The sequence below is a fragment of the Caldivirga sp. UBA161 genome (assembly GCF_002506515.1).
Taxonomy (GTDB): domain Archaea; phylum Thermoproteota; class Thermoprotei; order Thermoproteales; family Thermocladiaceae; genus Caldivirga.
On sequence record NZ_DAXS01000039.1, the window covers coordinates 1 to 26,575 of the forward strand.

A 26,575-nucleotide genomic window follows, 5' to 3' on the forward strand; every position below is an offset into this window, starting at 1 on the left:
CCTAACATAGCACCCGGTCTTGGGGTCAGGCCATATGGGTAGCCCCCACTCATCAAACAGGTGCACCGTTGAGTCAACGTGCCTAGCATAGTCGTAAACCAAGTCCTCTCTCACAATACCCATTAAGTCTCCTCTAACGTACTTGACGTAATCCTCAACGGTATTCTCCCTGCATCTTAAGCCTAGGTAAGTGTTTATTGCTGATAAGCCCATTGCCACTGCACCACTCCTATTAATGTTAGCCTTCTCAGCAAGCACTATCCTACAACCCCTACACCAGTACTTAGCCTCCCAGGCAGCCCCAGTCCCAGCCATGCCTCCACCGATTATTAATATATCCGAGTCAACCTGCTTAACCCTAGTCTTAACCATGCTCATCACCTCACCTCAGCCTTAATCACTTCAGGTACCTTGTAGGTGGGTAATTCAACGCCAAGCTTATTGCCGCCTAACTTATCGTGCTCAAAGGATAAGTAGGGTGTCCTCAGCAACTCCTTTGGAGGCTCTGGGTACTCTTCAGGGGGCTTTATTGAATTCCATGGTGTAGTCCTTATTGGGAAGACGAAGTGCTTAACGCTACCATTCCTATACCTAATAGTCCAGTAAACCCTATTAGTCTTCTCATCCCTATAAACCCCAACTGAACCACCTAATGGTGTGAAGTCCACGTAGCCCCTTATCTGCACTGCACCCTGTGGGCAGTGTTTAACGCAATTGTAGCATTCCCAACATGACTCAGGCTCAATGTTAACGGCCTTCCTACCCAATACACCTGACTTAGTGAACCTCATTATGTGGCTTGGGCAAATGTTAATGCAGTCCCCGCATCCAGTGCACTTGGCTGGGATTACGTAGGATGGCATCAGCCAGTCACCTTGGACTTATGTGCCGGGTGATGTGAGTGAAGAGCCTTCTCAGCTAATTCACCGCTCCATGGGCCAAGGAGCCTAGGCTCAATACCCCTCCAAGCCCTATACCTATCATAGGCCTGCCACACGTACATGTATATGGCGTGCCCAAACTTGGTCCAAGGCATTGTGGCGAACATGAGTAGGACAATAATTATGTGAACGCCGAAGGCTGACTCAACAGCCAAATAATTACCGGGTATAGTTAACTCAACGCCCATTACTCCGAAGCCACTTAAGGCTGTTAGGAAGGCTAACCAAAGGAAAACGTCTGTTAACGCTGGTTCATCAATAGGCCTAGTTCCCTGCCACCTAGACACCATCATTAATGCGAAGCCCACTACTATCAATACGCCGCCAAGGCCTCCAGTCCCAATGACTGCGTAAGGTCCTGCTTGACCCAGTTTACCACCGGGTATGAATGTTGTTGAGTTAACCCATTCATCAAATGCGAAGCCTAGTGTTGTGGATACTGCAGCCAGTGCGAAACCCCACCAAATTAACGCATGTGCAATAGCCTTAATCCTAGGCCTACTGAGGTATGATGATTGGCTGTGGCATGAAGTCATTGGTGCACCGTAGAATGGGTATGCAAATGCAGTGGCTAAAGCCGCTATTAAAGCGCCTCCACTACCCCAGTTACGTATGGGTCCTCTTATTGGTATGAAGTTGCTTAGGCTGGATAGCGATAGCATTCCTCTGCGTATTTGTATAATGAATCCTACAGCCATTTCAATGAGGAGCCCAACGGCACCTATTATTATCCATTCATGTGGTATTGGTATTTTTAACTCGATCATACGATGAAGGATTAATTAATTTACCTTAAATGCCTTAACAATATAAGCTTACTCTTAGTGGTTAACATTAAGCCTATTTTAAAGCAGCCTTAACAAGTAGAGCCTTGGCATCATGAATAGCCTCAGCTATCTTAATGCCTGCTGGGCATACTAAGTCACATGCCCTACACCCTAAGCATGTTAATAAGCCCGTGTACTCGTCATTACTTAGCTTAATGCCTTGGGAAAGGAACATAATTATCCATATCCTGCCCCTTGGGCTATAAACCCTACGCCTAAATACCATGTATGTTGGGCAAACAGATTCACAGAAGTTGCAGCGGGCGCACCTGGTTAAGGCGTATTCATTAGTGATTAACTTAGCCTCATTATTAATCAACATCAATCACCTTACCTGGGTTAAGGATATTATTTGGGTCAAAGGCCTTCTTTATGGCCTTCATTAACCTTAATTGGGCTATACCCTTAACCTCAAGTTCATTAACTAATAGGTCCTTCTTAAGAACCCCAATGCCATGCTCGCTGCTCACGGTCCCACCTAGGTTAATTGCAAGCAGGCCTATTTCCCTAGTGACCGCGTGTAGCCTTGATATTGAGGATTGGTCGCCTGGATTATAGATTATGTTTGGGTGAAGGTTACCATCTCCAACATGCCCCCACGTAACTATCCTTAACCCATACTTCTCACCAATATCCCTAACCCCCTTCACCGCCTCAGGCAGCTTAGATGGCGGTACTGATATGTCTTCAGGCATTACCCTCTCATTACTGAATAACCTAAGTAACGCTGGGTAAGCAGCCCTCCTAGCCATGTATATTTTATCCATTTCATCCCTATCGCTAGTCCACTCAATCTCAAAGCCCCCTGCCTCCCTGAGTAGTGTCACCATTGAGTTAACGTACCTATCCATGGCCTCAGGTGGGCCGTCGACATCAATTATTAGCATCGCCTCAGCCCCCTCAGGGTACTTGAATTCCCTCACGTAGTTTGAAACAGCCTCCATTGTTCCCTTATCCAGGAATTCAATTATCAATGGCCTAAACCCCCTAGCCTTAATAACCCCCACCGCCTTAGCTGCATCAACAATACTCCTGAAGTAAACCCTCAACCTAACCACAGCCTCCGGCAGCGGCCATATTTTGAGGTATGCATTAGTAATCACACCCAATGTCCCCTCACTCCCTATTATTAGGCTTAGTAAATCATACCCAGCCCTACACTTCAGTGTCCTGCAACCCATGAAAGCCACCTCACCTGTTGGTAAAACAACCTCGGCGCCAAGCACCCAATCCTTAACCGTACCATACTTAGCCCCCCTCATACCTCCTGCTCCATTAGCTAGTGAACCACCCACCGTGGCTGCTGTGCTGCTTGCTGGGTCAGGTGGGAAGAAGTGCCCATACCTTGCTAATTCAGCGTTAAGTTCATCCAACCTAACCCCAACTTCACTATGGACGTAACCATCCTCTAAATTAACCTTAAGCACCTTATTCATCCTCATTAAGTCAACCACAACAGCACCATTGTATGGTATTGGGCCACCATGTAGGCTTGTCCTACCGCTACTTGGGACTATTGGCACTAGGTATTCATTAGCCAGCTTCAGTATCTCGGAAACTTCGCTTGTGCTTAATGGTTGAATAACCATCCTCGGTATAGCCTGCTCAGCAGGTGAGGCATCATAGGAGTAGAGCATTAATTCACCCTGGGATTCAATAATCCTATCCTCATCAATAATCCTCCTAACCTCAATCCTGAAGGCTTCAAAATTCATTACTACTTCGTTTACTTAAGAGGGATTTAAGCATTAGCCGCAGGCTAACCTTAAAAGGTACGGTAACGGGCAAAAACGTTAAAATAGTGGTGGGGATTAATGAACATTAGTATTGCGATACCATACAATGTGACTGAGGAGTCCACCACCGAGGAGGAGGCTGTTAGGAAGATAGGCTACATAGGTAGGGCGGCGGCAATATTTAGGGTTAGGAGCATACTAATCTACACATTTAAAGGTGATGAACCATTAAGGAAGGCAACCTTCATAAAGAAGAACCTAGAATACCTAGTGACTCCACCATACTTAAGGAAGGACCTATTCGGAATAGACCCAGACCTAAGGCTCGCTGGGTTACTTCAACCCTTAACGCTTCCAGTGTTTGGCCATAGGAAGACTAATCCAAGGGTAAGGGATGTGAGGGTTGGCTTAGTGGTTAGGTGGGAGGGGTATTACTCAATAATTAAGGTGGGTGAGGATACTTACGTTAAGGTACCTAGGCCATACCCAATTAAGACAATGCTACTGGTTTCAATAGACTCAATGATCAGTAATAGGTTTTACAGGGGTCATGTAGTGAAGAACAGTAAAGTGTACGCTGGTTACAGTGTTAATTTAATTGAGTTAAGGGAATTAGTTAAATTGAAGAACCTAATATTTACAGGTAAGGAGGGGAGTAGCGTTATTAATGAGGTTAGTAAATTAAGGGAACTTAAGAATGAGGATGTAGTGGTTGTGTTCGGGTCCCCACGCATGGGTATTGATGAGATACTTAAAGATGAGGGATTAGGGGACCTGCTTAAGTCATCATTATTCATAAACTTCGTGCCTAATCAAGGGCTTGTAACCATAAGGACTGAGGAGGCTATAATAGCGGTCCTATCAATACTTAACATTATTAACGCCATTCCAAGTGAAGGTAAGTGAAGATTGAATCATTATTAATCCCACTGGGTTTAATTCACTACTTAGGAATGAAGTCAGTATTAAAAGCATTTCAGTTAAGCTTTACTTATGGGAAAGGTAATTGTAGTGGGCTTCGCATCACCACTTCATAGGCACAGGATCACTGCATTAAGTGGTGTTGATGCTATTATTTACGAGGAGGGTGATGTAGGTAACGTTAAGGTTGGTGATTCAATACCAATATTATTAATACTATCAGGAGGAGTCAGTAGGATTGTTGAACGTTTCGTTGACCTTAATGGGATTAGAAGCGCAATGATATTGTCTCATCCATCGAACAATAGCCTAGCCTCAGCTATATCGGCTAGGGCACTGCTGGAGGAAAAGGGGGTTGCTGTGTCTGTTTACCACTTAGGCAGTATTGATAATGTACCCAAGGTCATTAAGGTAATGGAATCCATACTTAAGATTAAGGGATCTAAGATAGCCCTAGTGGGTGTTAATGAGAAGGGGGGCGTGGGTGAAGCCTTTGAGAGGAAGTTTAACGCTAAGGTTGATGCAATACCCATGAGCCTACTTGAGGAGGCTGTTAGTAATGTGAAGAGTAATGATGCTAAGTCATTCATGGATGACGTCTTAGATAGGTTAGCCTTCGAGGTTCCACTGGATAAGTTAATTAACGTGGGTAAGATTTACGTAGCCTTATTAAACATGGCAAGAAATTATGATGCATTAGCCTTGAATTGCTTCCCATACTTAATAAAGCATGGTGTAACCCCATGCCTAGCATTAGCTAAACTCAATGAGGAGGGTAAGTTAACAGCCTGTGAATATGACTTAAAGTCACTGTTCCTAATGATGATTTTCCACGCATTAACAGGGTATAGTGGTTGGATTGCTAATGTTAATGATATTGAAGGTAACCTAGTACGCGCGTCACACTGCACAATAGCGCTCAATATGATTAAGTCAGGTAAGGTTGTAACCCATTATGAATCAGGGAACCCATACTCAATATCAGCTGAGATTAATGCCAAAACCGTGACCGCAGCCTCAGTTTCACCAGACTTTAATAACGTATACGTGTTCACTGGGTCACTGAATAGGTCAGGTGACCTGGGCCTCAACGCATGTAGGACTCAGGCGGAGATTAAGGTTAACTTCGACCCCTCAATAATACTTAATTACGCACCAGCGAATCACCATGTTATTGTCCCTGGGAATTACATTAATGAGTTAACTGTTTTCTTAAGGATGCTTGGGGTTAATGTAGTAAAATACAGTAGCTTAATTTAATTGCAAAGGCTTACTAAATAGGTTAGGGAATTAACTCATTAAGTAGTGAACTTAATTCATACACGTTTAATTGGCCTGAACCATTAACTGGATTCCACCCTTACTTAAATAACCCAATATAACCCATTCTCACCACCCAAGCTTCTAAAGAGCCCACCGCTTAATTCCACTAATTACTGTCCACTGGATGCTGTGGAGTTTGTACATAGAATTGGCTTGGGTGGTAAAGTAGGTATAGGCTTGGGGCTACCCCTATAGCCAANNTGCTGGCTCATACACCTAACCCCCTGCATCGCTTAAATCATTCTTAGTTAATATTGGTTAGCCAAGTGGATAAATGAACATAACAGCTTGAGTTAAGTAATCTAAAGTACTTACTGAGGATGCTTAATGCCCTAATGATGAACATTCCCAGCTATTATCCATGGTTGAATAGCCGTATCCTCCTGGAGCGCATTTAATGCATTTTAACGCTTGAAGCCGAGCCCTCAGCTTCAATTATTATTGAGAAAATGTAAATGACCTTTAATCCACTTCCTGTAGGTACTTCACTATACTATTAATGACTAAACTTGGTGGGCAGGATTCCTCATCAAACTGCTGTGGTGTTATAAAGCGGAAGTACTTACTTGAAAGATCATAATGCATTTCATTAAGTAAGCTCTAAACTGTAGCAATATTATTTAAATGAAGCCAAATGATTAAATGTGAAGGGGTACTTGAAGTTACCTCCAGGAACCACTTCACTACAGCTTACTTAGATTAATTCTATGGGTGAGCCTATATTGGCACTATGAGTAGTATCAGTGCTATGATTAATATTAGGCTTATTATAGTTACCTTCGTATTTTAATCAAATTATCCCCCATAATTCTTTTAACTTTTAGAGGTTATTTAAAAATTACTCAATGAGTGGGAGGGGTAGAGTATATAATCTATATTTTTAATAATAATCTATTTGTAGTGTACACTTCACATACCAGAAAGCTATATAAAGCCTTAACCCCAAGGTGTACTTGAGGTGAGTAAAATGAGCATAAGGGGGTCGGTGAAGATCATAAGTAGTACTCTTAGATCAGTAAGGAGCCCAGTGAAGAATACTAGCGCTAGGTCAAGTAATGGTGCATTGGCGGTTAACCCTGCTGGGGATAAGAGGGTAATTATAATACCATCAGTGTACCCATCGCCAATAGTGTTAATGTATGATGAGAAAAGCAGGATGTATAAAGTAGCGTAATGAACGTTTAAATTAATTATGGCCTAATATGTTGGTTTAACTAAATCAACAGGTAGGTTAAGTTTCTTAGCAACCTTAGCAATATGCTTTAAATATGGTTTTAAACCACTATCCTTATTAATATTATCAACAACCCTATTTAAAAGGTCAATGACAGTATCGTAGATTTCCTTACTTATTGGGTATGGTGAACCATCCTTACCACCCAATGCAAATGCGAATCTCCTAGGGTCAAGATTAACTGGGTCAGTCCAATCCACTGGCACCTCATAAATTAACTGCGCTATTAGGGCTAACGCAAGCATGGTGCTAGGTCCCATACCCTTAACTAGCAGTAGGTTCCTGAATGAGTCAGTGCCTCTGGCATTCCTTAGGGCCTCTTCACTTATGCTTAACCCCCTATTCACAATAATGTTGAGCCTAGGGTTATAGTATGATGGTGGTTCATAATTAGCATCACTTATGTAGCTTAAGATAGACTTATTCCCATAACCCCTTAATATGGACTTCACCTTAGCTAAATCCCTAATCACCTTCACTGAGTCTTGGTTAACAATGTCAACTATTGTTGAACGCGCCTCCTCACTAACACTGCTTACTGTGTTTAATGCGTAATTACTCTTAACACCCACAATTCCCTCATGGGGATTATTAATGAAGCTCGTCTCCATCCACCAATGATACCTCCTAGCATACTTAGTCTCTGGGTTAAGGCCTTGTTGAATGACAGCCCATGTCCCATCCTCCCCCACAATCATTGAGTGGTGGTAAAGCCTATGCCCATCCTGAAGGGCAACGTTATCTACCTTAGCCACTAATCTAGATGCTGTTATCAACTCCTCTGAATTAATGTTAAACCTCTTCTCCAACTCCCTTAACTCATCGGGAACCCTTAATGCATACTCCCCCTTACCCCCAACCACCTTGATCCCAATGTTTAATGACCCCAACGCCTCCTTAAGCGCGGCGGTGGTTACTGTGGTGCTGCCTGAGGAGTCCCAGTCCATTCCTATTATGTTATTGAAGGATTGAAAGAATATTGGGTTACTGAAGAGCCTTATTGCACCCTTAACCCCGTACTCATCATGCATTAACCTAATTATTAATGAGGTTAACTTAATCATTCTACTAAATAACCAGGGCGGAACATGCCCCTCATGCAGTGGTAAGTCAGCGAACCCCGTTAACCCCACATTGGTTTTAGCTTAATTAGGCTTAATAAATCATTCGATCAGCAACCTGAAGCCGCCTCTACGTGTAGGGGAAAGGTTTATAAAGCATTATCGTTAAAGGCTGATGGTGTTCTAGGTGGATGCACTGGAATAACTGATGGTGAGGAGTTAAAGGTAATAATTCAATTACTGAAGCGATACAGGGGTTATGCAACAACCCTAATATCACTCTACATTAATGGGGATAGGCCAATACCAGATGTCTTAAACATGCTTAGGAATGAGTGGTCGGTTGCAAGTAACATTAAGGATAAGACCACTAGGACTCATGTTCAAGACGCCTTAGAGAGAATAATTAACGCATTAAAGGGTACAGCTAAGGCACCACCCAATGGTTTAGCAGTATTCGGAGGCTTCCACATGGAGAAGCCGGGTAGCTATAAGTGGGTTATGTACGCTATAATACCGCCGTACAAGGTAAGTACTTACAAGTATGTCTGTGATACGCACTTCCATACTGAGCTCCTTGAGGACATGATATCAGCATCATCATCAGTGTTTGGGATAATAGTTATTGAGAGGGGGGAGGCAGTCATAGCATTGCTTAAGGGCAGTTATTGGGAGATTGTGGATAAGGTTGAGTTCTTCGTGCCTAATAAGCATCATGCAGGTGGTCAATCAGCCTTAAGGTTTAAGAGGCAGACTGAGCACTTGGCTGAGACCTTCTATAAGCTTGTGGCTGAGGATGCTAATAAGATTCTGCTTCAAATACCGAACCTTAAGGGTATTATTGTGGCTGGCCCAGGGCCAACTAAGGAGGACTTCCTTAAGGAGGGTGGTTTAGATAGTAGGCTTATGGACAAGGTAATTGCAATAGTGCCGGCCTGCTGCGCTGACATTAGTGGCGTATTGGAGGCTATTAAGGCATCTGAGGATAAGCTTAAGGAGACTGAGTACGTTAAGGCTAAGAAGCTGATGGAGGAGGTAATGTATATTGCTGTTAAGAAGCCTGACTACATAGTTTACGGTAGGGATAATGTATTGAATGCTATTGAGAAGGGTATTGCTAAGGTAGTGTTAATAAGTGAGGATATTGGTGATGATGAGATCTTTAAGTTAACAACCATGCTCAGGGGTAAGAAAATAGAATTAGTAGTCATACCAAGCAGTGTTGAGGAGAGTTTAACCTTAAGCAAAACCTTCGGTGGATACGTAGCAATACTGGCTACTCCATCCTGGATAATTGAGGAGTGGGAGAACGCCAGCCAAAGTTTAATCCAGTAAGGGTACGGTTTCAAGCAACATTAAGCTGCTTATCTAGGGTTGCCTTATACCTACTCCACCACTCATCGTAATCAGCCTTACTTTCAAAACTCCACTCCTTAGACCCAATCTCCTTAGCTAATGTTGCAACGACGTCAGCGGCTCTACTGCTCTCCCAGGGCTTGGGCTGGGCTCCAGCCTTAATTGAGTATTCAGCCAACTCCCTGTAAAGATCCTTATTAGGCTTCATTCCAGTGAATTCAGTGTACATTTTCTCAAGCATTGGTTCAGCCCAACCCCTATGGAACCTGCATATTCCAGCATCATCAATTAAGGCCTCATTAATAGCCCTATCTAGGGCTGACTTGGCGTAATCCTCAGGCTTCATGAATGTGTTGGAGTAGTTTGTCCAGTATCTACCAAGTATGTACATTGGGGCAACCATACCTGGGGTCCAGTAGAAGTTAGGTGTTATGTACCCTGACTCACCGTAGGCTACGTAAACCACTAGGTCATTGAAGGATTTACCAGTTGCCTTAACCCTATCATTAAACATTTCATTAAGCCTCCTGGCTGAGACCCTAATACCATTCTCAGCAATCATCTTGAGGATTGGCGTTGACTTATTAACTAGGCCATTAATTAACTCACCAGCCAACTTAGCGTTCTTTAATGAATCCCTCTCAGGTACGAATTCATAGGGGTTGAAGGCAGGCTTATCGCTTAAGCCAACCTCTTCAGGTTTAAGTAGGCCGTTTTCAATTGAGTCGAAGATCCAGGCCACCATATGACCCATTTCTATGGCGTCGAAGCCGTACTCATCAATTAAGTCAACGATTTTAACAGCCTCCTGGAAAATGTAATTACCTATGAATGGGCCGGCAGCATGGAATGGTTCATAATCAACCTTCTTACCTCTCCACACCTTCTTACACACCACCGAGCATCCGAAGTCACCGCAATTATACCAGGACTTACTCTTAACGAAGACCTCATCATTAAACGGCTTCCAGAATAAGTTGATTATGGCTTCAACATGCTTAACCCTAACATCCCTAGGCATGTATATTGACTTATAGCCGAAGAGGGGTAGTAGCTCCCTGTAGTGCGGGTAATTCACACCAAATGTTCCACCAGTACCCATGCTTGGATCATACCTATACTTAATGGTCTTCTCACTCATTACCTGTATGAATGGCTTCTTAAAGGATTCCATAGACATCTTATTAATAAGATTCATGTCGGTTACCTTAATGTACCTAGCCTTAGCCGAACCACCAGCGGCAATGGCTACTAAATTATGGCCCTGGGCCATTACAGTACCCGGGCCTCCCCTGGCTGCAGTATCCTCAGCACCAGGCTTAAACTCCCTCCTCCTTGGGTCAACGTCTATTGAGAATAATGCGCCATTATAAGTCTTTAATGATGCCTCACCCACCACAATGGCCCTTGCATTATATTTAATGAAGAAGTCGTTGAAGGAATCCATTAAATACTTAGTAAAGGCGTAAACGCCATTAAGCCCACTGTAGGAGTACACTGGATTAACTTGCTTCATCTCAACTCCATCGCTTGATATGAATAAGGCAGTGGGCTTCTCAGAACGCCCCCTCACAACAACTGCATCAATCCCAGAGCCCATGAACTTATAGGCAACACCACCCACTGCAGCGACATGAATTGTCTTAGTCATTGGGCTCTTAAAAACCGCAATAACCCTATGTACACCAGGTAACTTGCCTCCAACAAAGGGGCCTATACCAATAATGAAGGGTACACTTGGATCCAGTGGATCCTTACTATAAGTACCTTCACTACTCAGTATCCTGACCCCAAGTGTTATTGGTCCCTGAGCCTCAACATTAGTTATGCTTATGCTTCCACTTGATAAGTCAACGTTAAGTACCTTCACATGCCTAATGCAGTTAACTAATAGAAATACCTTTAGGTTATTAATGGTGTGATGTGGAACACTGGGTGTACCCGTTATATATAAATATATACTTGGTTCTTACCTAGCCGTAGTAAGATTTTTAACCATATAGTTTAGGGGTTGGGTAATGGAGATAGAGATCTTCGTGCATCCAACATGCTCAACATGCCATTCCCTAATAAGGCTATTGAAGCAGTGGGGATTCATAAATAAAGTTAAAGTCTACGATACGTCCATTGACCCCCACACAGCCTTAGAGAGGGGTGTTAGGTCGGTACCAAGCATATTCATAGATGGTGATCTAGTGTTTGCAGGCATTGTGGATTTTAAGAAGCTTAGGGAAATTCTAAACACTGGGCTACTTACCGAGAAGGTTATGTTAAGTGATGAGGAGTTAATTGAGAGGTTCCTGAGGGGTGTATTAGATTCCGTGGCCACTGCCCTATGGCTCTACATTAATGTTAACTGCAGGGCATTCACCAATGACGTGAAGTTCCTTAAGGCAATAACGAACCTATCCACCTACGATGACGGCAACTTAAGTAGATTAATTAATATTCTTAATGATAATGCTAGGTGCAGGAGTATTGTGGAGGATCATAAGGAGAGGTTCCTTAGGGTAATAGCCATTAACTTCACTAGGGAGGTTTATTGGCTTAACGGTAAGGTTAATGGTGCTGATATACTAAGTAACTATAATCTTCAGTCAGTGGCCCATTGGGCCATGGTTAGGGGTTCAGTTAGTAGGGTTGGTTTAGTGCCGCATAGCCTTAATGATGGTGGATTCAGGGGTAAGATTGAGGAGCTTTGGTCATACATTAGAGTTCACTTCGATGAATTAATGAGTAGGATTGCTTCAGAGCAGGAGGAGCTTAGGGGTGATTCAGATTGGGTACTGAGGAGTTGATTGTTGAAGCCCCAGCATCAATAGCTAACCTCGGCCCAGCCTTTGATATAGCGGCTCTTGCCGTGAATCCACCAAGTGATATTGTTAAGGTTAAGGTAACTGATGGTGACGGCATATTCATACGGAACAGTGGTGAATACGCATTAAGCCTACCCAGTGAGAGTAATGGGAACTCAGCATACTTAGTTGCTAATAGGGCTATTGAGTTAGCTGGGTTAAGGAGGGGAATTGATATTGAGGTTATTAAACGCATTAAACCAGCCAGTGGGCTGGGGAGTAGTGGGGCAACATCTGCTGCCGTGGCTTATGCATTAAATAAGCTACTTAACTTAGGCTTAAGTGAATGGGATTTAGTTGAATTAGCCTCCTACGGTGAATTAGCATCAGCTGGAGTGAGGCATATGGATAATGTTGCCGCATCACTATTTGGGGGTTTAGTAATTGTTAATCCAATGGTGAGGAGGGTAATTAAGGTTAATTTCCCTGAATTAAGCATTGTGGTAGTTATTGAGGGTTCTAAGCCAAATACTGGATTCATGAGGAGCATCCTACCTAAGGCCTATGACTTAGGCGATGTGGTGGCTAATATGGCTAATGTTGCCCAATTAGTGGCGTCAGTATTGATGAATGACTTAGACTTATTCTCAAAGGTTATCACTAATGATAGGGTTGCAATGCCCTATAGGGTTAAGGCTTATGAGCATTGGGGTACTGTTAAAAATGTCCTTGAAAATCATGGAGCCTTAGGCGTCATATTAAGTGGCGCTGGGCCATCAATAGCAGCATTCTTCAAGAAGGAGCCCCATGTTGGTGAAATTAAGGCTGAGTTAATGAAGGCTGGATTAAGTCCAGTGGTTATTTTAACTAAGCCATCAAATGAGGGGGTTAAGGAGGTTAATCATTATTAAGTATACCCAATTTAACCAGCGTCTCAGGCTTAGGTACACCCCTCTCATCATAACCCCTTAACCTATAGTACTCCTTAACCATCCCCACCCACTCCTCCTCAGTAACAACGTAACTCTTACCCTCATACACCACAGGTTCCTTAAGCCACCTGGGCGGCAACCTGTCCTGTTCTATGGTTGTCCCATTCATGTACCTATGCATCACTATTATTCTTTGGGCAGCCTCCTTAAGGTCACTGATAGTGTAGTTGAATCCTGTGACCGCGTTAAGTACATTACGCATGGCTTCCCAATCATATATGTACCTGCCGAATTTACACAATAGCATTGAATCGTAGAGTGTGCTACGTTCCTCGAAATCCATTACCGCAGCCACCTTCTCACTACCTGTTGCAAACCTACCTCCACCTTGGCCAGCTATATCAATTGAGTACGCCATACTCCATAGGTGATCTGCGCCCCTTTCAGATACAGCGTTATTAAGTATCATGCCCTTAAGGGTCCTTGGGTCATAGCCCGCTGGTTCAAGGCCCTTAACATGAATGGCTAATTCACCTACACCAAGCTTCTCCCCAATACCCTTAGTGCCTAATGCAGCTAATTCGCCTAAACCCCTCCTATAGGCAGCATCAATGATTAGCCTCCTAATACCCTCATAATCACCCCACTTGGGTGCATCCTTGATAATGCCAATTTCCCCAAGGTATATTATGAAGGCTATTGAGTTGCCTAGGCTTATTGAATCAAAGCCTAGCCTATCAGCTAATTCCCCTAATTCAATTAACTCCTCAGGATTATTAATGCCCGTTAATCCACCGAGAGCCATTGAAGTCTCATACTCTAAGTCATAACCACCAGTACTGGATTTAACCACCTTATGGCAGGCCACTGGGCAGTATAGGCATGCACCATTCTTAAGTAGGTACATGGGCTTAAGCACCTTCTCCCATGAAATCTTCTCCCACCCAGGCATAACCACCCTAGTCCAGTAGATGCTTGGGAAGAAGCCCATGTTATTACCCACATCAATAAGCCTAACAGTACCCCCATTCCTCAATGACTGCTCACCAGGATTAGTAACTGCCAGTTTACCCAGGCTCTTAACTAAATCCTCATACTCCTTAACGTTAGCCACATCGACATTCTTTGAGACTGGTAGGAAAACTATGGCCTTAATCATCTTAGAACCCATCACAGCACCACCACCCGTCCTCCCAAATTGCCTCCACTCCTCATGATTAATGGCCGCATAAGGCACCTTATTCTCACCAGCTGGACCAATGGTTAATACTGCTGAGTCCTTAAAGGAACGCTTAAGTGCCCTCTCAGTTTCAACAGTGTCTAATCCCCATAACTCCCCCGCGTCCCTAACCTCAACCTTACCATCAGATACGATTAGGTAAACGGGCTTACTTGATGCCCCAGTCAACACTAACGCATCAAGCCCCGAGTACTTGAGGTAAGCCCCCAATGTTCCTCCCACAGTTGAGTAATTCCACCTATTATTGAGTGGTGATTTGAAGAGTGCAATAGCCCTAGTGGCTAGGGGTATTCTTGTTCCACCAAGTGGGCCTGTGGCTATTATCAGTGGGTTCTCAGGGCCATATGGATTAACGTCGCTTAACTTAAGCCCCATGTCCATTATTAGCCTTAATCCCAACCCCCTACCCCCAATGAATAATCTCGCCCACGACTCCTTAACATTATCAATACTCAGGGATCCATTACTTAAGTTAAAGCGTAAAATGCGCCCTGCGTAGCCATGCATAGGGGCCCTAATATTTTACATATTTAAACATTACTACATCACGTCTAGGACACTGTATATGTTAATAATTATTTTACAATATGCATGCTTAAGGTCTTATTCCCTTAACGGTTAGACCGTTAGCTTACGGCATTAGCTATGGTTAGGGATGATTAATAATTAAGCTAGTGTTGAGGAGTATTATACCTTAAGTCCATAACTTCATGAAAAAGTTTGATGGTTAATGGTGTGTAATACTTTAAAGATATAGAAGTGGAGCTTTCTATATGAGGATATTCAGGTTAACTAACGGGGAATCCACGTTCCAGTACGCTGTGGTGGATGGTAAGGTGTTTGAACTTGGTGTTGATCCCGTGAAGGCCCTTATGAGTTACGCCAGTGGTAAAGTAATAGGCCTTGGTGCTGAGGTTAATGTTGATGTTAATCAATTATTGAGTAGGGACTATAGGAGTAATGGGTTAAGGTTCACTAAGCCCTATGATCCACCTGAGGTTTGGGGTAGTGGGATTAGTTATGAGGTTTCAAGGAGGAGGTACTCTGAGGAGGGTGAGGTGGCTAAGATAGGTGATAAGACGATTTATGAGAGGGTTTATGAGGCTGAGAGGCCTGAAATATTCTTTAAGGCAACTGCCAGCAGGTGTGTTGGGCATGGTGAACCAATAGCAGTTAGGGGTGATTCAGAGTGGACTCTCCCTGAGCCGGAATTAGGCGTTGTGATTACAGGCAGTGGCAAGGTAATCGGGTACACTATTATTGATGATGTTTCAGCAAGGGATATTGAGGCTGAGAACCCACTTTACTTACCTCAATCAAAGGTCTACAATGGGTGCTGCGCCTTCGGCCCATTCATAGTTACGCCTGACGATATTAAGGACCCGTACTCGCTCCAAATTAGGCTTAGGATAATTAGGGGTGGTAAGGCCATTTATGAAGGGGAGGTGAGCACTGAGCGCATGAGGAGGAAGATTGATGAGCAGGTTAAGTACCTTATAAGGAATAATACTGTGCCTGATGGTACAATCCTAATGACTGGTACTGGGATATTGCCTGGGAAGGACGCCGCATTGAGGGAGGGTGATGTTGTTGAAATTAGCATTAGTGGAATAGGTACATTAACGACGCCAGTCATTAAACTTAAGGTTGATAATTAAATAGTGAACCTCCTTAAGGCCCTCCTATAGTATATTACGGTAACCCCATTATCCTCAGCCCTCCTCCTAAGCCCGGAATCACAGGTAACTAGGAATCCACCAGTTTCCTTAGCTAAACTCAATACATCATCATCAGCCTTACCATCCAATGCTGCTATTGAGAAGTAGTGGGGTACTATATTGTTAAGTACCAGGGAGGCTGCCTTACCCCTCTTTCCTCCCCTCTTAGCAAGTAACCACAATTCCCTAACCACACTAACAGTCACTACAGGTATGATTAAGTCTTCAACAGCCTCCTTAACATCATTAATAATATCAATCCTCTCCGTTACGGCTAAGAGCAGCGCACTGGTATCAAAAACCACTACACTAATACCCACATGCATTAACCTAGGGTGGGTTTATTAATCATTACTTTAAAACACCTAGGGTAATTAATGTTAATGATGAAGATACTGCTTGCTGTTGATTACCATAGAACCCTAGCAGATGAGAGGGATGGGGGCTTTAACGTGGATCAACAGGTGGTTAGCTCAGTGCTAAGATTCATTAATTCAGGAGGCATTTTCGCAGTGGTTACAAGTGGGGCAGTGAGGCATGTTAAGGGGCTGGATGCATTAATGGGTAGGTTATTCATGGCCCTTGAGAATGGATTAATAGTAATAACACCCAGCGGCAGTAAGGTGATTAATACACCGGCTGACTGGTGGCAATTAAGGAGCACCATTAAGAGTGCCTTAACCAGTATGGGTGTGAAGTTTAGTGAAGGGGAGGCTTCACTCTTCATTAATTATGATCCTTCAGTCATTAATACGTTACGTACCTATGGGGTTAGGATTGAGGTTAATAGGAACATGGTTTCAATAATGCCTAACGGCATTGATAAGGGTTATGCAATTAATGTGCTTAGGAAAATGCTGAATCCTGGCGTAGTTATTGCCATGGGTGATGCTGAGAATGATGTACCCATGCTTAAGGCTGCTGACATAGCCATTGCGGTTAATAACGCAATACCTGAGGTTAAGAGCATAGCACACTACGTAACCAGGGGGAATGATGGTGATGGTGTTGTTGAGGTTATTAATAAAGTACTGAACTGTAGGCGTGAATTACTAAGGTGCATAATTGAGTAAGTAAGTTTAACTTATGATTCCATATTCCATAAGGGGGCAGCACTCATTAAAGAGGTGTAACCCCAAGGCCTCAGGGTTTGGGAGGAGGTCAGATAATTTACTGATTTACTAACTCCCTACTTAACTCCTCATAAGCCTTCTTAGCTTCATCAATACTTGTCTCATCCTCTAATGTAGTTGTATCGCCGAGGGGCTGCCTCATGATGACTTGCTTAAGTAGCCTCCTCATTATCTTCCCACTCCTAGTCTTAGGTAACTTAGAGACGAAGAATATGCTGGATGGTTCAGCTATTGGGCCTATTGCAGCCCTCACCCAATTCCTCAATTCCTTAGCTAATTCCTGGCTTGGGTTAACTCCACTCTTAAGTACGACGAAGGCCACTGGAATCTCACCCTTAACTGGGTCAGGGATACCTACTACTGCTGACTCAGCCACTGCCTTATGGGAAACTAAAGCCGACTCTATCTCATATGTACCGAGCCTATGGCCTGATACCTTTATTACCTCATCAGCCCTACCTAAAACCCATATGTAGCCATCCTCATCCTTAATAGCCCAATCACCAGCATAATACATGCCTGGGAATCTACTCCAATATACTTGAATATACCTATTTGGGTCACCCCAAATGGTCATTAGCATTCCAGGCCACGGCTTCTTAATAACCAAGTAACCCCTCTTCCCCTGGACAGGCTTCCCTTCATCATCAACCACGTCAGCATCAATACCTGGTAATGGTAATCCATTAGTCCCTGGCTTAAGGGGTATTAGGGCTAATCCAGGTGCGTGGCTTATTAATATGCCCCCTGTCTCAGTCATCCACCATGTTGAACCAAAGGGTACGCTACCCCTCCCAAGCCACCTCCAAGCCCACCTCCATGCTTCAGGGTTTATTGGTTCACCAACACTGTGGAGTATCCTTATGGTTGAGAAGTCATGGTTCTTAACCCAATCATCACCATACCTCATGAATGTCCTTATTGCTGTTGGTGAAGTATACAGTATGGTTACACCATACCTCTCCACAATCCTCCACCACCTATCTGGGGCTGGGTAATCTGGGGCACCCTCATACATTACTTCAGTAACACCCTCCATTAGTGGTCCAAATACAATGTAACTATGCCCAGTTACCCAACCAATGTCAGCCGTGCACCAGTATACGTCAGTATCCTTAACATCGAAAACCCACTTCATGGTTGCATGGAGGAGCGTCATGTAGCCTCCAGTATCATGCACAATACCCTTAGGCTTACCAGTGGTGCCGGAGGTATATAGGATGTATAATGGGTGCTCGCTCTCAACCTCCTCAGGCTTAACGTAAGCATTCATGGGTACGCTATTTAGTAATTCATCCCACCAAATATCCCTACCATTAACCATGGGCGTATCCTTAAGCCCCATCCTCCTAAACACAACAACCTTCTCAACGAATTGAATATCCTTCAATGCCTCATCAACAACCTCCTTAAGCCTAATCACCTTCCCCCTCCTCCAGAAGGCGTCAGCAGTGAATATCACCTTAGATTTAGCATCAATTACCCTATCCGCCAAGGCCTGTGCACTGAATCCTGAGAAGACCACTGAGAAAATTACCCCTAATCTGGCTAGTGCAAGCATTAGTATTGGTAATTCAGGTATCATGGGTAAGTATATTGTTACAGTATCACCCTTCCTTAAGCCAAGCCTCTCCCTAATCGCATAAGCCAACCTATTAACCTCCCTATATAAGTCATAGTAAGTTAGCTTCCTAACCTCCAATGGATTACCTGATGAATCAGTGGGTTCCCCCTCCCATATTATTGCCAACTTATTCTTACGCCAAGTGTTAATGTGCCTATCAACAGCTAAGTACGATGCATTCAACCTACCCCCCACGAACCACTTATAGAATGGTGGTTGAGGATCAGCCGCAAGCACCTTATCCCAGGGCTTAAACCAATCCAACTCCTTAGCAATATTAGCCCAGAATTCCTCAATATTCCTAAGGCTTTCACCATGCATATTCCTGTATGAATCTATACCTGTTGAGTTGGGCCAGGACTTTAATTCTATCTTCTCCTTATAAGGTAAGTTCTCTTCACTAATTGACATAAAATAGTGCCTTTCACATTATGCTTATAAATATTTCTCAAATTGAATAAATAGTTTACAAATATAACATAATTAATAACTATTTAAATTATTATATTTCACTAGTGTAAACAATAGTACCATTAACGTAAGTAGCCATTATTCTCAATGCATCATCAAGTACTATGAAGTCAGCTAAGCAACCTGGTTTAAGGCACCCAATATTATGCTCACCAATTGATTGCGCAGGGTTAGTTGAGGTAAGCCTTAACGCATCATTAATCCTTAAACCAATCTTAACTAAATTCCTTAATGCATTATCCATGGTTAACACGCTTCCAGCTAAGGTACCATCAGGTAATGTTGCTCTACCACCCTTCACAATAACCCTCAAACCCCCCAACTCATACTCCCCCTCACCAAGGCCTGCAGCTGATATTGAGTCAGTTATGGCTAATACCCTATGTAGGCCAGCGTACCTTATTGAGAATAGTATTGTTTCAGGCCTTAGGTGAATTAAGTCGGTTATTAACTCAATGTAAACATCCTCAGAGTCCAGTAGGGCCATGGCTGCCCCTAATTCCCTATGATGTATACCAGTCATTGCGTCAAATAAGTGTGTTGCCCTTGATGCACCCAGGGTTATAGCCTTCATTACGGTCTCATAATTAGCATCAGTGTGGCCTATACTGGCTATTACGCCAATACTGGAGAGGTGCTGAATGAGGCTTAATGCACCCTCAACCTCAGGGGCAATGGTCATTATTCTTATTAAACCCCCTGATGCCTCATAGTACTGGTTAAACTCATTAATGTTGGGTAACCTTATTGCTGATGGATTCTGAGCCCCCTTCCTCTTGGGGTTTATGTAAGGCCCCTCTAGGTTAAGGCCTAGTACCCTAGCCCCCTTAACCTCATTACCCTTATACTGCCTAACAACATTAGCCACATTAATTAGGGTTTCATGAGGCGCTGAAACAGTGGTGGGTAAAAATGAAGTTACGCCAAATCTAGCGTAGCATTCAGCTAACTTGCCTAATTCAGCCACTGTCTTAATTAAGGTCACCTCAACTCCACCACAGCCATGGGTGTGGGTATCCACAAGCCCTGGTGCAGCCGAGTAACCCCTGTAATCGATGTCAAAGGAACCCCCCTCCTCTAAGCCTATTACCTTACCATTATCCACCACTAGGACTGCATCATGGAGTACATGCATTGGTGTGTATAGTTTATCCACCCTAATCCTACGCTGAACCATGTATTAATTTCACTTAACCTAGCTTTAAAGTGTTGATACTAGGGATGCATAGAATACTGCAAGCACCCCTGTGAAGAATATTCCATCAAATGTTCCAGCACCACCAATATCAGCAATCACGGGGGCTATATCTATGACTTTACGTAGATTAAGTAAGTCAGCACCTATTAATGTACCTAAGACACCGGTTATGTAGGCTACCACCGGCGTTACGAATATGTAGGGGTTAGCCATGAAGGCAACTGCCATGTATGATATGAAGGCGGCCAGTATTGGTGGCACAATGGCTGGGGTAACTATGCCTATGGCTGGTACAACCCTGGACACCCTATTGACCATTAATGCAGTTAATGCAACCGATATAATTATGGGCGTAATTAATTTAGGGTAATCTGAGCAAAGTAGGTAGGCTAATGCTATTGAGACCGCTACTGGTATTAATGCCCCACCGGCGTTTAGAGATATTATTGTTCTCCTTGACTGTGTTGAGATGGTGGGTATCTTGAATGTCATTCCAAAGAAGGTTATTGAGGTGAAGGTTGGTACGTAAACCATTGCGTTAACCTCATAAATAACCAAGTGCACTGCACTAGCCACTAGGCTAACTACGGTTATGAGTAGGCCGATGATTATTGAGTAGTATGAGGATATGCCTATTAGCGATAATACTGTGGCTAGGTTAAGCATGTAGACCGGGAGGGTTATTGCAGATAAAATGAAGTAAACTATGCCCCTCATCCTTGTAAACGGCCAGTAAATAAGAACCCTCACGGTCCCCAATTACTGTACTGGTAAGGGGATTTAAATTTTAATTCGTAATCAACCTACTGAGTATGAAGTCATTCAACTCACTGCTAAGTGTTAAAGCCCTTTCAATAAGCCTCTGGCGGTTATGAGGCCCGTATGCTAATTCACCATTAATAATAACGTACTTAACTAAACCACCCGTGAAGGAGAATACTATGTTATTAATTACATTAAGCCTATTCAGGGGGTTAACATTAGGGTTATTAAGGTCAAGGACCGTAATATCACCTAAGTAACCTGGGGCTATTAAGCCCCCCCTTAACCCAACCGCCCTATAGCCATTAACAGTAGCCATAGTTAAGGCATCTGACGCATTAAGTGCAGTGGCATCCCAGTAATTATTCCTCTGCAGTAGTACCGCAAGCCTCATCTCCTTAAATAAGTCCAATGAATCCCCCGTACCTGGCCCATCAGTACCAAGGGTAACGTTACTGCCCCTCATTAACTCCCTTATTGGGAAGAACCCAGCGGTAGCTAGCTTCATGTTTGATGAGGGGCAGTGAACTGCAGTTGCCCGTGACCTAAGTATTAACTCAACCTCCCAATTGGTTACCCAACCTAGGTGGGCTAGTATGGTTTTTGAGTCAAGTAGTTTAAACTTATCCAGAACCTCCACTGGGTAGGCATTATACTTACCCCTAACCCTGTAAACCTCCCACCTGGTTTCACTGGCGTGGGTGTGTAGCCTTAAGCCTAGCTCCTCCTTAAGTTCATGAACCCTCATTAAAGTATCCTCACTATTAGCGTATACACTATGTAGGTTCAAAACTGGCTTAAGTAGATTATGGTTTCGTGAGGCGGCTATGAGGTTCCTTAACCTATTCTCAGTGAGCTTAGGATCCTCGAATTCATCAATGAACGTTGGCCCCTCGAAAACCCTCACCCCATACTTCTCAACTATGTCAATTACATTAGGGTTAAAGTACATGTCAAGCACACTAGCTACACCATTCATTAATGATTCAATTAAACCAAGTTCAAACCCCTTAAGCACAGCCTCCTCTGTAAGCCTCCTCTCCATGCCCCAAATAACCTTCAGCCAATCCTGAAGCTCCAAACCGTCAACAAGCCCCCTAAACATTGTCATGGCTAAGTGAGTATGTGCATTAAAGAGGCTTGGTATAGCTACACCACCGCATTCAATAACATCAGCACCATTAGCGTTAACATCACCGACTCCCTCTATTACACCATTATTAACCAGTACGCTTGCATTTTCCATAACCTTAACCTCACCATCCTCAGTGGGTGTAATAACATACCTACAGTTCCTAAGTAATAGCACGGGGAATTAACCTCACTGCGTTGCCTTAAATAATATTGAGGCGGTTAATGAACTATAGGTCAATGGTTAAGTTACTGTTAACTATAGTAGCTACCTCATCAACCCAGTGAAGTAGTGCATTAATTGACGTATACTCACTGGTAATTACCCTACTTCCCTTAGCCATAGTTAGCACTAGGCTCCTAACCTCGGGGTTACTTAAAATGTCATGTAGGCTTGTTGCGAAGACTCCCTCATCTTCATTAAAGTATCCATCAGGCTCCCTCACTGGGTTACCATTCCTCTCAGTAATGATCATGCCTGCCTCATCACCAGTGTACGTTAACCTACCCCTACGTATCTCATATCCCTTAATTACTTTCCCTGGAAGGGCGTTAAGCATTGCCTTACTGTGCGCCACAATCTTATCCTCATGGTAAACCACCCTGGCCTTAATTAACCCAAGCCCCTTAACGTGGCCGGGATTACCAAACTCAACGCCAGTTGGGTCACTCATCACCTCAGTGATTAACTGGAAGCCGCCGCATATGGCTAATATTGGTGTTGAGCCAGCCATCTTAATTATCTTATGGTCAAGCCCACTCCTCCTAAGCCAATCCATGGCTAATGCAGTGTTCTTAGCGCCAGGCAATATAAGTAAGTCTGGTTCACCTAGGGAGTCAGGCCACTTAACGAACCTAACGTGAACATCCTCCATAGCCAATACGCTGAATTCATGGAAATTCGAGATTCCGGGATATGAAACAACGGCAACGTCAATTGACCCATTACCGAAGTCCACCATGGCCTCTGAGTCCTCAGGCCATAGGTAATGGGCATAATTAACCTCAGGAATCACGCCAAAGACCCTCCTACCAGTCTTCTCTTCAAGCCACTTAACAGCATCATCAAGTATCCTTGGATCCCCCCTAAACCTATTGATAATGAATCCCTTAATTAAATCCCTCCACCTAGCTGGTACTGAGTTATATAACCCAAGGGCGCTTGTGAAGGCTCCACCCCTACTTATATCCAATACTACGTATACGTCTGCATTCAGGTAATCAGCCGGCCTAAAGTTAGCTACATCGCTGGTAATGTTTGGCTCATATGCGCTACCAGCCCCCTCACCTATGATTAAGCCGTTGGTTATGTTCATTAATTTAATTAAAGCATTCCTAATAATCCTCCACTTATCCAATGGGCTCCTACTGTATTCACGATACTCCATTAAACCCACAGGCTTACCCATTACAATAACCTCACTGGTCATGTCCCCAATGGGCTTAAGGAGTATTGGGTTCATTTCAACTAATGGTTCAAAACCAGCAGCATACGCCTGCATGGCCTGGGCTAAGGCTATTTCACCGCCATTTAATGCTGGGTAACTATTTAGGCTCATGTTCTGGGCCTTAAAGGGTACTGTAATCCTACTCCTCCTATTTATTAACCTAAGTAATGCGGTAACTAGTACAGTCTTCCCACTATTGGATTGAGTTGCAAGAATGTAGATACTCTTCTTCACTGGCAATGGGTAGCTTAGGTAATCTTTATTTAGGTTACCTCCTTAACCCCCATTGTGCAGTATATAGACTACGCTGAGTGTACCCTATGCGCCTTAACGTCCAGGCTCAGTGAGTTAAAGAAGTTCAATAGGTCTGATCCTGAATCAGTTAGGAGGATAATAGTTAGGGTTGCTAATGACCTACCCCTCGGTAGGTCTAGGACATTTGCAAACTCCTTTGAGGAATTAACGGGAATAGTTGGTTTAGAGGATCCATATGCCAGTGAGAAGGATCGTTATGAGAAGGTGGCTAGGGAAATCATTGTACCAAGGATTATTAATGCCAGTGAAGTTGAGTTGATTAAGGTGGCTGCGGCCGCTAATTCAGTTGATGTACCAATGTTTAATTACACGTTTAATGAGGGCATGCTTATACGTAGTATTAATGAGGAGCCAATATGGCTTGGCACCAGTGAGGAGGAGTTATCAGAGGTGATTAAGGGTATTGGGAAGGTTACGTATGTTGTTGATAATGCGGGAGAGTTTGCCGTGGATAGTGTATTAATTAGTAAGTTAGCCTCGCACTCGAAGGTAACTATTGTAGCCAGGCTTAAGCCCTATGAAACTGATGTAACCTACGATTACGTTAAGAGGATGATTAAGGATAGTAATATTAATATTGTTAATACAGGGAACCGTTACCCAGCCTTCCTAAGCAGTGAAATCTACAATAATTACATTAAGGAGTCGGACTTAGTAATATCGAAGGGTGTGGGTAACTTTGAGGCATACTTGGAGTCGGGGATTAACCACCCTAATGCATTATTCCTATTCAAGGTTAAGTGCGCCCCACTTCAAAGGATGCTTAACGTTGAGTTCAATAAACCAATAATACTGCATTCAAGGTACTTAAATTCAAGACACTAGGCATTATAGGCTATACTTAATGGCAGCCCTATCTATTGATTCAAAGATCGTTGGGTGGGCGTGGGCTAGTAGGGCAATGTCCTTAACCCTGGCATTAACAGCTATTGCTAAAGCCACTTCATTAATCATCATTGACGCCGCCTCACCGTAAATAACACCACCAATAATCCTCTGGGCCTCCTTCTCAATAATTAACTTAACCCAACCATCCCTCACCCCTATGATTTGTGCATATGAATCATCACTAAGTGGATACTGGACCACAGCGTAGTTAATGCCCTTGGCCTTAGCGGCTTCCTCACTTAACCCAACCATGGCTGCCTCAGGTTCAGTGAATATTGTCATGGGTATTGCATTGAAGTTAACTTCAAAGATTGGCCTACCCATCATTATGTTCCATGAAGCCACCACAGACTCCTTCACTGCGGCGTGGTATAGCATGTACTTACCTATTACATCACCTGCAGCGTAAACATTGGGTACTTTAGTTGCCATACCGCCATTAACGTCAACGTGATTCCTATCAACAATACCCAGTTGACTAAGGCCCTCAACATTAGCCCTCCTACCAACAGCCATTATAACCTCTGAACCAGTTACATAACCCATGCTTCCATCAGGCCTACTGTACTCAACAATCTTCTGCCCACCCTCCTCCTTAATGCCTGTTACCCTTGAGTTAGTTAATATGGTGACGCCCCTATTCTTTAGCTTCTCCTCAATCATTGATACTATGCTTGAATCCCAGCCGCTTAATATCCTGGGGAGCATCTCAACTATAGTAGTCTTAACACCTAATCCACTTAACACTGAGGCTACCTCAACCCCAATGTAGCCCCCACCTATTACAATTACGTCATTGGGGATTTTCCTAAGCTTAGTCCTGTAGCCGAATAACTCCTGGCTACCAATGGTTAAGTCAGCGCCAGGTACAGGTATTTTTACTGGTAATGAGCCTGTGGCTACAAGCAAGTACTTCCCCTCCACTTCCCTACTCCAGGAGCCGTCAATTGACTCAATGATGACCTTATGGTTATCAATTATCCTGGCAATACCCTTAACGAAGTCGACATTACCATGCTCCTTAATCTCCCTAATGTGTTGAAGATACCTGAGGTACTGTACGTTATCCTTATGGTCTATTAAGTTCTCCCAAAGTAACCTAACCTTCTCAGCATCATTATTACCCACTGAGCTTAATATACCCCTCAACTTCTCAAGTAGGTAGAGTGACGCTGAGACTGCCTTAGATGGTATACAGCCTTCGTATAAGCAATTACCACCTAAGTTACCCTTATCATCAACCAGGAGCACGCTGTACCCTCCCTTACTTAACTCAAAGGCGCCATGATACCCACCACCCCCACCACCAATCACCACTACATCATACTTACCGGCTCTTGGTGGGTCCTCAAATTCAGCATCGGTTGGTGGGAAATTCTCATATTTTCCGAGCGACATGAAGAGAGCTGCCATTATTAGGATTTAAAAGCCTAATAAGTCATAAAATTAGCATTAATACATGATGTTTTCATATTTTTGACTTAGATATTATTGCGTGCGGCCTTTATTGGAATTGAATCA

General features: G+C 43.5%; 24 protein-coding genes. 9 read left to right on the forward strand and 15 right to left on the reverse strand.

What is annotated here, in order from left to right; translation table 11 throughout:
* The 5 genes from BP896_RS04495 to BP896_RS04515 form a co-directional block, all read right to left on the reverse strand.
* Positions 1 to 372 (reverse strand): FAD-binding protein (locus BP896_RS04495; RefSeq protein WP_291766160.1); only part of this gene is annotated, 372 nt, incomplete at its 3' end.
* 5 nt (positions 373 to 377) lie between these two features.
* Entirely contained in the window at positions 378 to 863 is a 486-nt protein-coding gene (aprB, locus tag BP896_RS04500) for an adenylyl-sulfate reductase subunit beta (protein ID WP_291766162.1), read from the reverse strand.
* Positions 863 to 1,708, reverse strand: coding sequence for a hypothetical protein (locus tag BP896_RS04505; RefSeq protein ID WP_291766164.1), 846 nt, complete (start codon positions 1,706 to 1,708; stop codon positions 863 to 865). The genes aprB and BP896_RS04505 overlap by 1 nt, the downstream gene beginning before the upstream one ends.
* Before the next feature lie 73 nt (positions 1,709 to 1,781).
* The gene (locus tag BP896_RS04510; RefSeq protein WP_291766167.1) at positions 1,782 to 2,090 is read right to left on the reverse strand and encodes a (Fe-S)-binding protein; all 309 of its coding nucleotides are present in this window, start codon (positions 2,088 to 2,090) and stop codon (positions 1,782 to 1,784) included.
* A complete protein-coding gene (locus BP896_RS04515; protein WP_291766169.1) occupies positions 2,080 to 3,483 on the reverse strand; it encodes an FAD-binding oxidoreductase in 1,404 nt (467 codons plus the stop codon). The genes BP896_RS04510 and BP896_RS04515 overlap by 11 nt, the downstream gene beginning before the upstream one ends.
* A gap of 99 nt (positions 3,484 to 3,582) precedes the next feature.
* On the opposite strand from BP896_RS04515, the gene BP896_RS04520 reads away from it, so the two are divergent.
* The 3 genes from BP896_RS04520 (at position 3,583) to BP896_RS04530 (ending at position 6,922) form a co-directional block, all read left to right on the forward strand.
* The gene (locus BP896_RS04520; RefSeq protein ID WP_291766172.1) at positions 3,583 to 4,410 is read left to right on the forward strand and encodes a putative RNA uridine N3 methyltransferase; all 828 of its coding nucleotides are present in this window, start codon (positions 3,583 to 3,585) and stop codon (positions 4,408 to 4,410) included.
* An 87-nt stretch (positions 4,411 to 4,497) separates the two neighbouring features.
* Entirely contained in the window at positions 4,498 to 5,685 is a 1,188-nt protein-coding gene (locus tag BP896_RS04525; protein WP_291766174.1) for a fucose isomerase, read from the forward strand.
* Between the two features lie 1,030 nt (positions 5,686 to 6,715).
* Positions 6,716 to 6,922, forward strand: a complete 207-nt coding sequence (locus BP896_RS04530) for a hypothetical protein (RefSeq protein ID WP_291766177.1) — start codon at positions 6,716 to 6,718, stop codon at positions 6,920 to 6,922.
* Positions 6,923 to 6,945: 23 nt separating this feature from the next.
* Here BP896_RS04530 and BP896_RS04535 read toward each other — a convergent pair whose 3' ends face one another.
* Positions 6,946 to 8,115 carry a DUF763 domain-containing protein gene (locus tag BP896_RS04535; protein WP_291766179.1) on the reverse strand — a complete coding sequence of 390 codons (1,170 nt, stop codon included), beginning with the start codon at positions 8,113 to 8,115 and terminating at the stop codon, positions 6,946 to 6,948.
* A gap of 129 nt (positions 8,116 to 8,244) precedes the next feature.
* Between BP896_RS04535 and prf1 the strand changes: the two genes are divergently transcribed.
* Positions 8,245 to 9,378, forward strand: coding sequence for a peptide chain release factor aRF-1 (gene prf1 / locus BP896_RS04540; RefSeq protein WP_291766234.1), 1,134 nt, complete (start codon positions 8,245 to 8,247; stop codon positions 9,376 to 9,378).
* A gap of 10 nt (positions 9,379 to 9,388) precedes the next feature.
* Here the strand turns inward: prf1 and BP896_RS04545 are convergent, their stop codons facing one another.
* Positions 9,389 to 11,269: an aldehyde ferredoxin oxidoreductase N-terminal domain-containing protein gene (locus BP896_RS04545; protein WP_291766181.1), complete on the reverse strand. Its 1,881-nt coding sequence runs from the start codon at positions 11,267 to 11,269 to the stop codon at positions 9,389 to 9,391.
* Between the two features lie 148 nt (positions 11,270 to 11,417).
* Here BP896_RS04545 and BP896_RS04550 point away from each other — a divergent pair, with 148 nt between their 5' ends.
* Complete coding sequence (locus tag BP896_RS04550; RefSeq protein WP_291766182.1) at positions 11,418 to 12,197, forward strand: thioredoxin family protein; 780 nt, start codon at positions 11,418 to 11,420, stop codon at positions 12,195 to 12,197.
* Positions 12,179 to 13,105 carry a homoserine kinase gene (locus BP896_RS04555; RefSeq protein ID WP_291766185.1) on the forward strand — a complete coding sequence of 309 codons (927 nt, stop codon included), beginning with the start codon at positions 12,179 to 12,181 and terminating at the stop codon, positions 13,103 to 13,105. The genes BP896_RS04550 and BP896_RS04555 overlap by 19 nt, the downstream gene beginning before the upstream one ends.
* On the opposite strand, the gene BP896_RS04560 is transcribed toward BP896_RS04555, so the two are convergent.
* On the reverse strand, positions 13,092 to 14,873 hold the full coding sequence (locus tag BP896_RS04560; protein WP_291766186.1) for an aldehyde ferredoxin oxidoreductase family protein: 1,782 nt from the start codon (positions 14,871 to 14,873) through the stop codon (positions 13,092 to 13,094). The genes BP896_RS04555 and BP896_RS04560 overlap by 14 nt on opposite strands.
* Before the next feature lie 266 nt (positions 14,874 to 15,139).
* Between BP896_RS04560 and BP896_RS04565 the strand changes: the two genes are divergently transcribed.
* Entirely contained in the window at positions 15,140 to 16,024 is an 885-nt protein-coding gene (locus BP896_RS04565; protein WP_291766189.1) for a fumarylacetoacetate hydrolase family protein, read from the forward strand.
* Here the strand turns inward: BP896_RS04565 and BP896_RS04570 are convergent.
* Positions 16,021 to 16,404 (reverse strand): PIN domain-containing protein, encoded by a 384-nt coding sequence (locus BP896_RS04570; RefSeq protein WP_291766191.1) that lies wholly within the window; start codon positions 16,402 to 16,404, stop codon positions 16,021 to 16,023. The two genes, BP896_RS04565 and BP896_RS04570, sit on opposite strands and share 4 nt — an antisense overlap.
* Before the next feature lie 63 nt (positions 16,405 to 16,467).
* Between BP896_RS04570 and BP896_RS04575 the strand changes: the two genes are divergently transcribed.
* Positions 16,468 to 17,157: an HAD family hydrolase gene (locus BP896_RS04575; protein ID WP_291766193.1), complete on the forward strand. Its 690-nt coding sequence runs from the start codon at positions 16,468 to 16,470 to the stop codon at positions 17,155 to 17,157.
* 97 nt (positions 17,158 to 17,254) lie between these two features.
* Here the strand turns inward: BP896_RS04575 and acs are convergent, their stop codons facing one another.
* From acs to BP896_RS04600, 5 genes are all read right to left on the reverse strand, one after another.
* The gene (acs, locus tag BP896_RS04580) at positions 17,255 to 19,252 is read right to left on the reverse strand and encodes an acetate--CoA ligase (protein WP_291766195.1); all 1,998 of its coding nucleotides are present in this window, start codon (positions 19,250 to 19,252) and stop codon (positions 17,255 to 17,257) included.
* Positions 19,253 to 19,343: 91 nt separating this feature from the next.
* Positions 19,344 to 20,489: an N-acetylglucosamine-6-phosphate deacetylase gene (gene nagA / locus BP896_RS04585; protein WP_291766197.1), complete on the reverse strand. Its 1,146-nt coding sequence runs from the start codon at positions 20,487 to 20,489 to the stop codon at positions 19,344 to 19,346.
* A gap of 24 nt (positions 20,490 to 20,513) precedes the next feature.
* Positions 20,514 to 21,260, reverse strand: a complete 747-nt coding sequence (locus tag BP896_RS04590; RefSeq protein WP_291766199.1) for a DUF1614 domain-containing protein — start codon at positions 21,258 to 21,260, stop codon at positions 20,514 to 20,516.
* Between the two features lie 37 nt (positions 21,261 to 21,297).
* Positions 21,298 to 22,581, reverse strand: coding sequence for an amidohydrolase (locus tag BP896_RS04595; protein WP_291766201.1), 1,284 nt, complete (start codon positions 22,579 to 22,581; stop codon positions 21,298 to 21,300).
* Positions 22,582 to 22,633: 52 nt separating this feature from the next.
* Positions 22,634 to 24,085: a cobyric acid synthase gene (locus BP896_RS04600; protein ID WP_291766203.1), complete on the reverse strand. Its 1,452-nt coding sequence runs from the start codon at positions 24,083 to 24,085 to the stop codon at positions 22,634 to 22,636.
* Between the two features lie 54 nt (positions 24,086 to 24,139).
* Here BP896_RS04600 and BP896_RS04605 point away from each other — a divergent pair, with 54 nt between their 5' ends.
* The gene (locus tag BP896_RS04605) at positions 24,140 to 24,991 is read left to right on the forward strand and encodes an ARMT1-like domain-containing protein (RefSeq protein ID WP_291766204.1); all 852 of its coding nucleotides are present in this window, start codon (positions 24,140 to 24,142) and stop codon (positions 24,989 to 24,991) included.
* 3 nt (positions 24,992 to 24,994) lie between these two features.
* Here the strand turns inward: BP896_RS04605 and BP896_RS04610 are convergent, their stop codons facing one another.
* Entirely contained in the window at positions 24,995 to 26,452 is a 1,458-nt protein-coding gene (locus BP896_RS04610; RefSeq protein ID WP_291766207.1) for a dihydrolipoyl dehydrogenase, read from the reverse strand.
* Positions 26,453 to 26,575 lie beyond the last annotated feature (123 nt).

Coding starts and splice junctions, on each gene's coding strand:
- aprB (WP_291766162.1), bottom strand. CDS start 863: ATGCCATCCTACGTAATCCCAGCCAAGTGCACTGGATGCGGGGACTGC.
- BP896_RS04505 (WP_291766164.1), bottom strand. CDS start 1,708: ATGATCGAGTTAAAAATACCAATACCACATGAATGGATAATAATAGGT.
- BP896_RS04510 (WP_291766167.1), bottom strand. CDS start 2,090: ATGTTGATTAATAATGAGGCTAAGTTAATCACTAATGAATACGCCTTA.
- BP896_RS04515 (WP_291766169.1), bottom strand. CDS start 3,483: ATGAATTTTGAAGCCTTCAGGATTGAGGTTAGGAGGATTATTGATGAG.
- BP896_RS04520 (WP_291766172.1), top strand. CDS start 3,583: ATGAACATTAGTATTGCGATACCATACAATGTGACTGAGGAGTCCACC.
- BP896_RS04525 (WP_291766174.1), top strand. CDS start 4,498: ATGGGAAAGGTAATTGTAGTGGGCTTCGCATCACCACTTCATAGGCAC.
- BP896_RS04530 (WP_291766177.1), top strand. CDS start 6,716: ATGAGCATAAGGGGGTCGGTGAAGATCATAAGTAGTACTCTTAGATCA.
- BP896_RS04550 (WP_291766182.1), top strand. CDS start 11,418: ATGGAGATAGAGATCTTCGTGCATCCAACATGCTCAACATGCCATTCC.
- BP896_RS04560 (WP_291766186.1), bottom strand. CDS start 14,873: ATGCATGGCTACGCAGGGCGCATTTTACGCTTTAACTTAAGTAATGGA.
- BP896_RS04565 (WP_291766189.1), top strand. CDS start 15,140: ATGAGGATATTCAGGTTAACTAACGGGGAATCCACGTTCCAGTACGCT.
- BP896_RS04575 (WP_291766193.1), top strand. CDS start 16,468: ATGATGAAGATACTGCTTGCTGTTGATTACCATAGAACCCTAGCAGAT.
- acs (WP_291766195.1), bottom strand. CDS start 19,252: ATGTCAATTAGTGAAGAGAACTTACCTTATAAGGAGAAGATAGAATTA.
- nagA (WP_291766197.1), bottom strand. CDS start 20,489: ATGGTTCAGCGTAGGATTAGGGTGGATAAACTATACACACCAATGCAT.
- BP896_RS04610 (WP_291766207.1), bottom strand. CDS start 26,452: ATGTCGCTCGGAAAATATGAGAATTTCCCACCAACCGATGCTGAATTT.